We start from the raw sequence: 11,455 nt of genomic DNA, 5'->3' as shown, positions 1-11,455 counted from the left end.
AGCTCTCTCGTGAGGCGGCAGGTACCGCCTAGCGTTCATGTTGTGGGTGACACCGTGATCAATGCAACCAAGGAAGACAACATGTCGGGTACGCGTCGAGCCGATCTGTCCAAAGGCATCGCCTGTGAAAGCCCGACCGGCGTGACTGGCGTGGACACCCGCAGTTCGCCTGGCACCGGCCAAAGGCCATCGATCGAGGAGCAGATGAGATTCGACCAGCATGTTTGCTCATGCCCTCATCGCCTGCGCTCGCGGAAATCGGCGAAGCGATGTCGACGGGTACCGCCTCTCGCGTGCCGCGCTACCGATGTCCTGGAAGAGATGACCGGCCTGAACCCGTTGTGGGAAAGAGCTTCATTTCCGACTCCCCATTCGAAGCTGGAAAACGCTGCTTCTCCGACGATTTCGCTCGTAGGCTCTTTGGCGGGCAGGCAGCGGTCTGGCCAAGACGGCAACAAGCTTCCGGATGGCCAAGATGCCATGCCGCGCGGCCTGGTTAATGGTTAGACGGCAGGAGAAATCCAATGGCGATCAACCCGGTTCCGGATCATGTCCCGCCCGAAATGGTGAGAGACTTCAGCCTGTTCACATCGCCAGGCATGCCACCAACGCCCAACGGGGATCCACACGCAGCCGTCGCTTGCGCCCATGACGGGCCTCCAATCTTCTATTCCCCCTACAACACGCAAGATGGCCGGGGCACCTGGGTCATCACCCGCGCCGCAGACCAGCGTAAGGTGTTGCAGGACGCTGAAACTTTTTCCAGCCATCGCAGCATCTTCTCCTCTATACTGGGCGAAACCTGGCCGACGATCCCGCTTGAGCTCGATCCACCGGCCCATGGCGTCTTTCGCTCGCTACTCAGTCCGCTGCTTTCGCCCAAGCGGGTGACGGCACTGGAACCGGCTATCCGTGAGCGAGCGATAGCCCTGATCGACGGGATCACCGCATCGGGCACGAGCTGCGACGTCATGAAGGATTTTGCCTTTCCGTTCACTGTCAGCATCTTCCTTCGCTTTCTGGGGTTGCCGGATCAGGGACTCGATACATTTGTCGGCTGGGCGAAAGATCTGCTCCACGGCAACGATGTGGAACGACCTGTGGCTGCCCGCAAGATTGTGGCTTTCATCGACGAACTTGCAACCAATCGCCGCAAGGATCCGGTCGACGATCTCATGACCTTCATCGTGCAGGCACAGGTCGAGGGCCGCCGGCTAACCGACGAGGAGATCCGTGGCATCGGCGTGCTTGTCTTCGTCGCGGGACTTGACACCGTCGCAGCAGCTATAGGCTTTGACCTGGCTTATCTAGCGCGCAACCTCAAGGATCAGGAACTGCTGCGCAGCGAACCGGACCGCATCCTGCTCGCAACCGAAGAATTGCTGCGGGCCTATCCGCCCATTCAGTTGATCCGCGTGGCTACGAAAAATATCGACTTCGAAGGCGCGCCGATCCGAAAGGGGGACTATGTGTCCTGCGCCACGATGATTGCAAATCGCGACCCGGAGGAATTCGACTCCCCCAACACGGTCGATCTGGCGCGAGAGCACAACCGCCACGCCGCCTTTGGCTATGGTCCCCACCGTTGCCTTGGCTCACACCTTGCCCGGCGCGAGATTGTCATTGGCCTGGAGGAGTGGCTGGCGCGCATACCGACCTTCCAGATCAAGGAGGGTACAGCGCCCATCACCTCTGGCGGCCATGTGTTCGGGATCGAAAATCTGATCCTGGACTGGTCATGACCATGCTGTCCCGAGCCATGCCAAGACAATGGAGGCAGCGCTATGCGCATTATCGCCCACAATGCCAAATGCCAGGGTCACGCGCGATGCTCGGCGCAAGCGCCCGAGATCTTCAAGCTTGATGACGAGGGCTACATCCTGCCGGGTGACATTGAGGTTGCGGAGGGGGAGCAACTGCGTGCGTCACAAGGCGCGCGATCCTGCCCCGAACGTGCGCTGGAAGTCGATCGCACATCGGCCGCGCGGTTCGAACCAGCCGCCATTCAACCAAGAGCTGGGGAAGATTAGGTGGAATCGACGAGACGTAGCCCCACACCGCAAAGCAAGGCGTCCGGCCGCTTCCCTGCCTACCTCCTCTCCCGCATCGAGACCTCCATGACACGCACACGACACGTGAAGTTCGCCTCCGTTCTGGCTTCTTCAATTGCCGATGGGTTCGTCCTTGCACGCACCTAGAGGCGCGAAACGCCTTCCAATCTCAGAATTTGCGACAGAGCGATGGGCCAGGAAAAAATCACCGAATTACTCGACCGCGAGGCGATCCGCGACTGCCTTTATCGGTACTGCCGCGGTATAGACCGCGCGGATGAGGCTGCGCTGCGCAGTGCGTATTGGCCCGATGCGCATGACAATCACGGCGCCTATTGTGGCTCAGCCGAGGGCTTCATTGAGTTTGCGCTTGGTGTCTTCAAGACCGGACCGCGCTTAATCCACCAGATCACGAACGTATTGATTGAATTCATCGATCCGGCGGAGGCCGTGGTCGAGAGCTATTTCACCGCGCTGCAACGCGGACCAGACAACGACGGAGAAGCACGCCAGGTGCTCCTCTGCGGCCGTTACTGCGATCAGCTTCAGAAGAGGGAAGGGGCGTGGCGCATTGCCGAACGGACCGTGGTTTACGATTGGTTCGAAGAGCAGACCCCACCAGCGGTCCCCGAGGAAGAGCGGTTCGGCTTGCGGCAACCTATCGGAGCAGCGCATCCCAATGACCCGGTTTACGCGCTCAGGAAGCGCCGCAGCTCGTCATCAAAATGAAAATGCGATGCTTGCCACCCCAATGCTTTCCAACGTCCCAACTGGAGAGCCGCATCGCGGGAGCGGTCCCGGAACGCTACGCGATTATCGCGAGCACATCGATGTGCTGTGGCCCGGCGATGTCGTCTCCTACAAGGCGCATGTTCGCGGCAAGGGCTTGGGCAGCGCACGAATTGTCTATTTTCACGGCGTTCCGAAGCCGCCGGCAGTCGATGAATCTTGGGTGACGGAGTATTGGAATTGACCTGCATTGTAGGCTTGGTTTCCGGCAAGGAAGTATTGATTGGCGGCGACAGTGCCGGAGTTTCGCGGCTTGACCTTATAGTAAGGTCTGACTCCAAGGTGTTCCGAAATGGCCCGTTTGTAATCGGCTTTACAACATCATTTCGGATGGGACAACTACTCGCCCACTCTTTCACTCCGCCAGTTCGCCGGACAGATCAGGATGTATATGCATTCATGGTAACTGACTTTGTAAATGAAGTCAGAGCCTGCCTAAAAAACGGCGGATATGCTGTGCGTGTAAACGAAGCAGAAAAGGGTGGGGATTTTCTGGTAGCTTACGAGGGACGTCTTTTTGTAATTAGTAGCGACTATCAGGTAGGAGAAAATATGGATGGAATCGCGGCTTGCGGTTGCGGCGCACAAATAGCCCTTGGCGCGATGTTCGCCACGCCGAAAGTAAACCCCAAAGAGAGAGTTATTTTGGCGCTTCAGGCGGCAGAAAACTTTAGCGCGGGCGTCAGGGGTCCATTTCTGATCGTCTCCAGCAAAGAATGATCGATCCGGGGAAGGTCTGCCTGTTCATTCCGGGCCACCTGAAAAAGTTCAAGCTCGATCTGTTCAATCGCATAGGCGACAGGATCAAAGCCGCCGGCGGGCAAATCGTCAGGGCGGAATTCGCGGCGCTCGATCGCTTGCCTGACGCGATCATTCCGATCGTCGGATGCACGCCCGAGCTCAAGCGGTTCATCGACAAATGGCGCAGGACGGGGCGCCGATGGATACTGGGATCGCGGCTATGCCCGACGCGTCTTCGCCACCGATCTGCCGACCGGCGACAATGGCGGCTACTATCGCTGGCATGTCGGCTCGTTCCAGATGCAGTCCATCCGGGATGTTCCCGGCGACCGCTGGAAGGCGCTGAAAACCGAAGTCTGGCCATGGGCAAGGACCGGCCGCCACATTGTCGTAGCCGAGCCGTCCGAGACCTATGAGCACTTTCACGGCATCGAAGGCTGGACGCGGCAGACGGTGGCGAGGCTGAACAAGCTGACCGACCGGCCGCTGCTGATCCGCAACAAGGAAATGCAGCGCTTCGGCCGCAAACTGCATGAGGATCTCAAGGGCGCGCACTGCCTGGTCACGCAAGGCTCGAACGCCGCGGTCGAGGCGGTCATCATGGGCTGCCCGGTGTTCGTGCACCAGGACAGCGCCGCTGCGCTGGTCGGCCGCTGCGGCCTCAGCCGAATCGAAGAACCTTACTATCCCGACCGCCAGCCCTGGCTCAATTCGCTGGCCTGCTGCCAGTTTTCGGAACGGGAACTGGTCGATGGAACCCTGTGGAAGATGATCGAATGAGCTATCTGACACAGTCCGAGGCTTCACTGCTGGCCGACATCATCGCCGGCCTTGAAGATCGTGGCTTCGACTACAATCCGCTGACGACATCGTTGCCTCAATATCTGGCGACGTGCCTGGGTGACGCAACCGCCTATAAGCGAAAATCCGTCGCGCAGATGCTGGCCGAGCTGAACAGCATTTCGGCGGCAGCGTCCTTTCGCACCTCACGTCTTCAGTGGCGCAGCTGCGGGAGCGCTTGACGCATTGGTGGGGAGCGAGGGAGGGGCGCAGTCCTCGTTCAGCGCCATCGCCAATCTCGTTGCGGCCGACAACCGCGACGTCAATATTTTGGTTATTGGGGATAGCACCAGTAACGAAACGTCTGAGTGGGTTTATCTCTTCTTTTCTGGTGCGATCGCGCCGACACATTCGATTGTCTATCATCTGTGGGACGATGTTGCTGTAGCCTATGCCTCACCCGTCACACTGTCGACCGGATCCGGCGCTCATACGATCCATGTTTGGAATGCCTCCGTTTCTGGCGCGCGCGCCATGTTTCTTTTTGGGGTAAATTTCAGCTTGCCATCGTAGATACCGACCCCGACCTGGTGATCTGGAACGTTGGGATCAACAATAGGACGGCCGGCAGCGATCCTTGTCCCTAGCGAAATCGTCTCGCCGCTCGAAGATGTTCGCCGCGCGTTTCCGACGATCCCCCACATTGCCATTTGCCAGCAGCCGAATCGCGACGACAACTCCATGGAGGTCGTTAACGACGCTTGGCACTGGATAAAAGACAGATGGGAACGGCCTCGAATTGATCGAGCTCTACGCGGAGATGGTCGCGATAGGGAAGCCGGCAGATTACTACGCAGACGCCACGCACCTCAACAGCACTGGGCAAAACTTCGAAGTCGCGCTTATTCAGGCCGCTTGGAACGCCAGGCTTCCCACAACTGTAGCAGTCGATGTGCCATGGACTGCCACTGTCGCCGAAAGCATCGTGTCTAAACGCAGATTTTGCCGCATTTTCGGGCGCGCTCCCCGATAATTGGGCATCGGTGGGCACCATATCGGCAGCCAAGGAACTCACCATCGTCGACGCTGGTGACCCATACTCAGTCAGGATCACCGGCGTTGGCTCCCAGCCCCGTTTGCGGCAGGCTATGGCCGGCACAGAGCGAAACAAGGCGCGGGGCAACTCCGTCACCTTGTGGGTTCGGCAGGACCTGCCGGCCGCCGTCGCATCGACCGGGGTCGCATTTCTTTTCCTACAGCAGCGTGCTGGGAGGTGACCTTACCTGACCTCAAGAGCGGCTGTTGATGCGCGGGATGGTTGGCATTCCTTGATGCTGGTTGGGATACCGGTCCCGGCCGATGCTCTTAGCCCGACCATACAACTGTATCACGATAGCGCGGCTTCGCCCGACACTGACCCTGCATATTTCGCTCACGCGGGCATGGCGGTCAGCGAAGTACCGCGCGGCATCTAGGGCAAACACCTGATGAACATACTCGGCTTCAACATTTCGCGCACCAAGGCCGCGCCGCCCGTTCCGGTGTCTGAGAATCGCGGGGGTGGTACAGGATACTGGAAAGTTTCACGGGTGCTTGGCAGACCAACACCGTCGTGGAGTTCAACAGCGTGCTGGCCAATCACGCCGTCTTCGCCTGCATGACGCTGATCGCCTCGGATATTCCAAGCTCCGCGTCAAGCTGGTCGAGCAAGACGCCAACGGCATCTGGACGGAGACCAAGAGCCCCGCGTTTTCGCCTGTGCTGAAAAAGCCGAACGGCTTCCAGAACCGCATCCAGTACTGGGAGAATTACTTTCTCTCCAAGCTGATGCGCGGCAACGTCTACGTCCTGAAAATCCGCGACGGCAGCAGGGTGGTTCGCTCGCAGATCGTGCTGGCGCCGGATCGCGTGACGTCGCTGGTCGCCGATGACGGCTCAGTGTTCTACCAGCTGCGCACCGACAATGTCAGCGGGATCAAAGAGGACATCATGGTCCCCGCCAGCGAGATCATCCACGACCGCTTCAACTGCCTGTTTCATCCGCTGGTCGGGCTGTCGCCGATCTACGCCGCCGGCGTGGCGGCAACGCAAGGTTTGAACATCCTCGACAGCTCGACGCAGTTTTTTGGCAACAGGAGCCGGCCCGGCGGCGTTCTGACCGCACCCGGGTCGATCAGCCAGGAAACCGCCGATCGTCTCAAGGCCGCGTTCGATACCAACTACAGCGGCGAGAACGCCGGCAAAATTGCCGTGCTTGGCGACGATTTGAAATTCGAGCCGATCGCGATGAACGCCACCGATTCGCAGCTGATCGAGCAACTGAAATGGACGGCCGAAGTGGTCTGCTCGACCTTCCACGTTCCGCCAAGGAACCCTCTTTAGCCCCCATGAGACCCGACTTTATGTGGCGGATACCGGATGAATGCGTGGATCCGACCCAAAACATTCTCTGTGTCTTTGACGTCGGCAAATTGTCTGAAGGAGAGGTATTTCACGCCGTCAGCCGGTATGACAGATTAAGACATGCCGGCCTATTGGCCAAAAATCTTACCAAAAGTTCGGTTGGGGCTTGGCCGACACAACAGCGCTGGACTTTACAACTGGTGCGTCGCCTAAGAAAAGGCCCGCCTGGTCGCTCGGCGATGGGGTGGTTGCCGTCTTCCCCTAACGATCAATAGCGGTCGCAAGTAACGCAATCCGACATCTCCTGTCGCCTATGTCGGGTTCGCCACACAAGTTTATTTAGCCAGTTTAATATTTTTCCCAAATGTTAAATAGCTGAAAAGCAAACATAAAATTTCTTCTTCGATCCAACTGGCCAAATTGGCACGAGTTTTGAGACGATCGGTGCGAGGCGCCGGGATCTGCCGACCGGACTTCAAGTCGCGGGTAGCCGCTATGGATGGAAAGAAGGAAGGAAAGCAACATGTCAGGTCTGCGTCAGATCGCATTCTACGGAAAGGGAGGCATCGGCAAATCCACCACCTCTCAAAATACGCTCGCTGCCCTGGTCGACCTCGGACAGAGAATCCTCATCGTCGGCTGCGACCCGAAAGCCGATTCCACCCGCCTGATCCTGAACGCAAAGGCGCAGGATACGGTTCTGCATCTCGCCGCCCAGGAAGGTTCTGTGGAAGACCTTGAACTCCAGGACGTGCTCAAGATCGGCTACAAAGACATCAAGTGCGTGGAGTCCGGCGGCCCCGAGCCGGGTGTCGGCTGCGCCGGCCGCGGCGTCATCACCTCGATCAACTTCCTCGAGGAGAACGGCGCCTATGACAATGTCGACTACGTCTCCTACGACGTGCTGGGCGACGTGGTGTGCGGCGGCTTCGCGATGCCGATTCGCGAAAACAAGGCCCAGGAAATCTACATCGTCATGTCCGGCGAGATGATGGCGCTCTATGCCGCCAACAACATCGCCAAGGGTATCCTGAAATACGCCCATTCGGGCGGCGTGCGGCTTGGCGGGCTGATCTGCAACGAGCGCCAGACCGACCGCGAGCTCGACCTCTCCGAGGCGCTGGCCGCAAGGCTCAATTCCAAGCTCATCCACTTCGTGCCGCGCGACAACATCGTCCAGCACGCCGAACTGAGGAAACAGGCAGGGGAGTACCGCGCATTGGCCGAGAAGATCCATGTCAATTCGGGCCAGGGCACCATCCCGACCCCAATCACTATGGAGGAGCTCGAGGACATGCTGCTCGACTTCGGCATCATGAAGACAGACGAGCAAATGCTTGCCGAGCTTCAAGCCAAGGAAGCGAAATTGGCCGTCGCTCAGTAACCGCCGCTACCGACAGGGGGCGCCGACCGTGACCTGGCGCCCCTTTCTACGAAACAAGGCCTCGTTGGCGAGGCGTTACCCGAACCTTGAAAGGGGCAGGTCCCATGGGCCTCGACTATGAGAATGACGGCGCTTTGCATGCGAAGCTTATCGAGGACGTGCTGTCCCAATATCCAGACAAGGCGGCCAAGCGCCGCAAGAAGCACCTCAGTGTCGCAACGAGCAAGGACGAGGCCGGAGGGGAGGACAAGGGCCCTTCCGAATGCGACGTCAAATCGAACATCAAATCCATTCCGGGCGTGATGACAATCCGCGGCTGCGCCTATGCCGGCTCCAAGGGCGTGGTGTGGGGTCCGGTCAAGGATATGGTCCACATCTCGCACGGGCCGGTCGGCTGTGGGCAATATTCCTGGTCGCAACGCCGCAACTATTACGTCGGCACGACGGGCATCGACACGTTCGTGACAATGCAGTTCACCTCCGACTTCCAGGAGAAGGACATCGTTTTCGGCGGCGACAAGAAGCTGGAAAAGATCATCGACGAGATCGAGGACCTGTTTCCGCTCAGTGGAGGCATCTCGGTGCAGTCCGAATGCCCGATCGGCCTGATCGGGGACGATATCGAGGCAGTGTCGCGCAAGAAAGCCAAGGAGCACGAAAAGACGATTGTACCGGTGCGCTGCGAAGGTTTCCGCGGCGTTTCACAATCGCTCGGCCACCACATTGCAAATGATGCGATCCGCGATTGGGTGTTCGACAAGGAGGATGTCGAGTTCGAGTCCGGCCCATACGACGTCAACGTCGTCGGCGACTACAACATTGGCGGCGATGCCTGGGCTTCGCGAATCCTGCTCGAGGAGATTGGGCTTCGTGTGGTCGGCAACTGGTCGGGCGACGCCACGCTCGCCGAGATAGAACGCGCGCCCAAGGCCAAGCTCAACCTGATCCACTGCTACCGGTCGATGAACTACATTTGCCGGCACATGGAGGAAAAGTACGGCATCGCCTGGATGGAATACAATTTCTTCGGCCCCTCCCAGATCGAGGCCTCCCTGCGCAACATCGCCAAGCATTTCGGCCCGGAAATCGAGGAGAACACCGAAAAGGTCATCGCCAAGTACCGGCCCTTGGTCGATGCCGTCATCGCCAAGTACCGACCGCGCCTCGAAGGCTGCACGGTGATGCTCTATGTCGGCGGCCTGCGCCCCCGTCACGTCATCACTGCCTACGAGGACCTCGGTATGGTGATCGTTGGCACCGGCTACGAGTTCGCCCACAACGACGACTATCAGCGCACCGGCCATTACGTGAAGAATGGCACGCTCGTCTATGACGACGTCACGAGTTTTGAACTGGAGAAGTTCATCGAAGGCATCCGCCCTGATCTCGTTGGCTCCGGTATCAAGGAGAAGTACCCGGTGCAGAAGATGGGCATCCCGTTCCGCCAGATGCACTCCTGGGACTATTCCGGCCCGTATCACGGCTATGACGGCTTCGCCATTTTCGCCCGCGACATGGATCTGGCCATCAACAACCCTGTCTGGGGTCTCTACCGCGCGCCGTGGAAGAAGATGAAGGACGAGCCGCTGAGGGCAGTCGCCGCCGAATGAGGACTGGCCTCCCGCCAGGCAGGGAGGCCGATAAATGCTCGGGGCACTCGATCCGCGGGAGGCCCTTTAACGTCTTGATGTCCCTGTGCTGCCGCTTGGCGCGGCCAGATGGAAAAGGTGACCACCATGCCGCAATCGGCCGAAAAAGTTCTCGACCATGCTCCCCTGTTCCGCGAGCCTGAATACAGACAAATGCTTGCCGAGAAGAAACTGAATTTCGAGTGTCCGCACCCTGATCAGATCGTCACCGACCAACGCGAATTCACCAAGACTTGGGAATACCGCGAAAAGAACCTCGCTCGCGAGGCGCTTGTCATAAACCCCGCCAAGGCCTGCCAGCCGCTCGGCGCGGTGTTCGCGGCCGCGGGCTTCGAGCGGACCATGTCTTTCGTCCACGGTAGCCAGGGCTGCGTTGCCTACTACCGCTCGCATCTGTCGCGACATTTCAAGGAGCCTTCGTCAGCGGTTTCCTCCTCGATGACCGAGGACGCGGCAGTGTTTGGCGGCCTGAAGAACATGGTCGACGGGCTCGCCAATACCTACAAGCTCTACGACCCCAAGATGATCGCCGTCTCGACCACCTGCATGGCCGAAGTCATCGGCGACGACCTGCGTAGCTTCATCGAGAACGCCAAGAACGAAGGCTCGGTCCCGAGCGACTTCGACGTGCCTTTCGCTCATACGCCTGCCTTCGTCGGCAGCCATGTCGATGGCTATGACGGCATGGTGAAGGGCGTGCTGGAGCATTTCTGGAAGGGCAGCGAGCGCGCGCAAGCCGCTGGGGCCATCAACATCATTCCAGGATTCGACGGATTCTGCGTCGGCAACAACCGGGAACTCAAGCGCCTCCTCGACCTGATGGCTGTCACCTATACCTTCATTCAGGACGCCTCAGACCAGTTCGACACGCCGTCGGACGGCGAATACCGCATGTATGACGGAGGCACAAAGATCGAAGACGTGAAAGGGGCACTCAATGCGGAGGCGACACTGTCGCTGCAGCACTACAACACCCGCAAGACGCTGGAATATTGCAATGAGGTCGGGCAAGCGACGGCATCCTTCCACTATCCGCTAGGTGTCCAGGCGACCGACGAGTTCCTGATGAAGGTCTCAGCCATTTCCGGCAAGGAGATCCCCGAGACAATCCGGATGGAGCGCGGCCGACTGGTTGACGCCATGGCGGACAGCCAATCATGGCTGCACGGCAAGAAATACGCAATCTACGGCGATCCGGACTTCGTCTACGCCATGGCCCGCTTTGTCATGGAAACTGGTGGCGAGCCGACCCACTGCCTCGCGACCAACGGCACCAGTGCCTGGCAAGCCGAGATCAAGGAGCTGCTCGCCTCCTCGTCCTTCGGCCAGGATGCCCAGGTCTGGGCGGGCAAAGATCTCTGGGCAATGCGCTCGCTGCTCTTTACAGAGCCGGTCGACCTGCTGATAGGCAATTCCTATGGCAAGTATCTGGAGCGCGATACCGGCACGCCGTTGATCCGGCTGACGTTTCCAATCTTCGACCGACACCATCACCATCGCTTTGCGCTGATGGGCTACCAGGGCGGTTTACGCGTGCTGACGACGATCCTCGACAAGATATTCGACAAGCTCGATCGCGAGTCGAGCGAGACTGGCGTGACGGATTATTCCTATGACCTCACCCGCTAAGAGCCGGTGCCGGCTTTTGCCGTGGCCGC

At 59.1% G+C, this 11,455-nt stretch carries 13 protein-coding genes; all 13 read left to right on the top strand.

Annotated elements, in window-relative coordinates:
* Positions 1–54 precede the first annotated feature (54 nt).
* The 13 genes from EJ072_RS06715 to nifK all read left to right on the top strand — a co-directional run bounded on the left by EJ072_RS06715 (position 55) and on the right by nifK (position 11,426).
* Positions 55–507 carry a hypothetical protein gene (locus EJ072_RS06715; RefSeq protein ID WP_126079042.1) on the top strand — a complete coding sequence of 151 codons (453 nt, stop codon included), beginning with the start codon at positions 55–57 and terminating at the stop codon, positions 505–507.
* A 17-nt stretch (positions 508–524) separates the two neighbouring features.
* The gene (locus tag EJ072_RS06710) at positions 525–1,742 is read left to right on the top strand and encodes a cytochrome P450 (protein WP_126079041.1); all 1,218 of its coding nucleotides are present in this window, start codon (positions 525–527) and stop codon (positions 1,740–1,742) included.
* A 42-nt stretch (positions 1,743–1,784) separates the two neighbouring features.
* Positions 1,785–2,030 carry a ferredoxin gene (locus tag EJ072_RS06705; protein ID WP_126079040.1) on the top strand — a complete coding sequence of 82 codons (246 nt, stop codon included), beginning with the start codon at positions 1,785–1,787 and terminating at the stop codon, positions 2,028–2,030.
* Between the two features lie 210 nt (positions 2,031–2,240).
* Positions 2,241–2,780 carry a nuclear transport factor 2 family protein gene (locus tag EJ072_RS06700; RefSeq protein ID WP_126079039.1) on the top strand — a complete coding sequence of 180 codons (540 nt, stop codon included), beginning with the start codon at positions 2,241–2,243 and terminating at the stop codon, positions 2,778–2,780.
* Between the two features lie 7 nt (positions 2,781–2,787).
* Positions 2,788–3,024 (top strand): hypothetical protein, encoded by a 237-nt coding sequence (locus EJ072_RS06695; RefSeq protein WP_126079038.1) that lies wholly within the window; start codon positions 2,788–2,790, stop codon positions 3,022–3,024.
* Positions 3,015–3,560 (top strand): hypothetical protein, encoded by a 546-nt coding sequence (locus tag EJ072_RS06690; RefSeq protein ID WP_245467239.1) that lies wholly within the window; start codon positions 3,015–3,017, stop codon positions 3,558–3,560. The genes EJ072_RS06695 and EJ072_RS06690 overlap by 10 nt, the downstream gene beginning before the upstream one ends.
* A 321-nt stretch (positions 3,561–3,881) precedes the next feature.
* Positions 3,882–4,361: a hypothetical protein gene (locus EJ072_RS06685; RefSeq protein ID WP_126079036.1), complete on the top strand. Its 480-nt coding sequence runs from the start codon at positions 3,882–3,884 to the stop codon at positions 4,359–4,361.
* Positions 4,358–4,603, top strand: coding sequence for a hypothetical protein (locus EJ072_RS06680; protein WP_126079035.1), 246 nt, complete (start codon positions 4,358–4,360; stop codon positions 4,601–4,603). The genes EJ072_RS06685 and EJ072_RS06680 overlap by 4 nt, the downstream gene beginning before the upstream one ends.
* 4 nt (positions 4,604–4,607) lie before the next feature.
* Positions 4,608–4,934 (top strand): hypothetical protein, encoded by a 327-nt coding sequence (locus tag EJ072_RS06675; protein WP_126079034.1) that lies wholly within the window; start codon positions 4,608–4,610, stop codon positions 4,932–4,934.
* Positions 4,935–5,921: 987 nt separating this feature from the next.
* Positions 5,922–6,743: a phage portal protein gene (locus EJ072_RS06670; protein WP_245467237.1), complete on the top strand. Its 822-nt coding sequence runs from the start codon at positions 5,922–5,924 to the stop codon at positions 6,741–6,743.
* A 544-nt stretch (positions 6,744–7,287) separates the two neighbouring features.
* Positions 7,288–8,148, top strand: a complete 861-nt coding sequence (gene nifH, locus EJ072_RS06665) for a nitrogenase iron protein (RefSeq protein WP_126079033.1) — start codon at positions 7,288–7,290, stop codon at positions 8,146–8,148.
* 104 nt (positions 8,149–8,252) lie between these two features.
* On the top strand, positions 8,253–9,758 hold the full coding sequence (gene nifD, locus EJ072_RS06660) for a nitrogenase molybdenum-iron protein alpha chain (RefSeq protein ID WP_126079032.1): 1,506 nt from the start codon (positions 8,253–8,255) through the stop codon (positions 9,756–9,758).
* Positions 9,759–9,884: 126 nt separating this feature from the next.
* On the top strand, positions 9,885–11,426 hold the full coding sequence (gene nifK, locus EJ072_RS06655; RefSeq protein ID WP_126083526.1) for a nitrogenase molybdenum-iron protein subunit beta: 1,542 nt from the start codon (positions 9,885–9,887) through the stop codon (positions 11,424–11,426).
* The last annotated feature ends 29 nt before the right edge of the window (positions 11,427–11,455 follow it).

Source organism: Mesorhizobium sp. M2A.F.Ca.ET.046.03.2.1, from assembly GCF_003952425.1.
In the GTDB taxonomy this organism is placed as follows: domain Bacteria; phylum Pseudomonadota; class Alphaproteobacteria; order Rhizobiales; family Rhizobiaceae; genus Mesorhizobium.
Note: the sequence above shows the minus strand (reverse complement) of the source record. Positions and strands in the feature narration are given on the sequence as shown.

What these genes read in the sequence shown, in the direction of transcription:
- nifH (WP_126079033.1), top strand. Translation starts at nt 7,288, where the DNA reads ATGTCAGGTCTGCGTCAGATCGCATTCTACGGAAAGGGAGGCATCGGC.
- EJ072_RS06695 (WP_126079038.1), top strand. Translation starts at nt 2,788, where the DNA reads ATGCTTGCCACCCCAATGCTTTCCAACGTCCCAACTGGAGAGCCGCAT.
- EJ072_RS06705 (WP_126079040.1), top strand. Translation starts at nt 1,785, where the DNA reads ATGCGCATTATCGCCCACAATGCCAAATGCCAGGGTCACGCGCGATGC.
- EJ072_RS06700 (WP_126079039.1), top strand. Translation starts at nt 2,241, where the DNA reads ATGGGCCAGGAAAAAATCACCGAATTACTCGACCGCGAGGCGATCCGC.
- nifK (WP_126083526.1), top strand. Translation starts at nt 9,885, where the DNA reads ATGCCGCAATCGGCCGAAAAAGTTCTCGACCATGCTCCCCTGTTCCGC.
- EJ072_RS06710 (WP_126079041.1), top strand. Translation starts at nt 525, where the DNA reads ATGGCGATCAACCCGGTTCCGGATCATGTCCCGCCCGAAATGGTGAGA.
- EJ072_RS06685 (WP_126079036.1), top strand. Translation starts at nt 3,882, where the DNA reads ATGCAGTCCATCCGGGATGTTCCCGGCGACCGCTGGAAGGCGCTGAAA.
- EJ072_RS06680 (WP_126079035.1), top strand. Translation starts at nt 4,358, where the DNA reads ATGAGCTATCTGACACAGTCCGAGGCTTCACTGCTGGCCGACATCATC.
- nifD (WP_126079032.1), top strand. Translation starts at nt 8,253, where the DNA reads ATGGGCCTCGACTATGAGAATGACGGCGCTTTGCATGCGAAGCTTATC.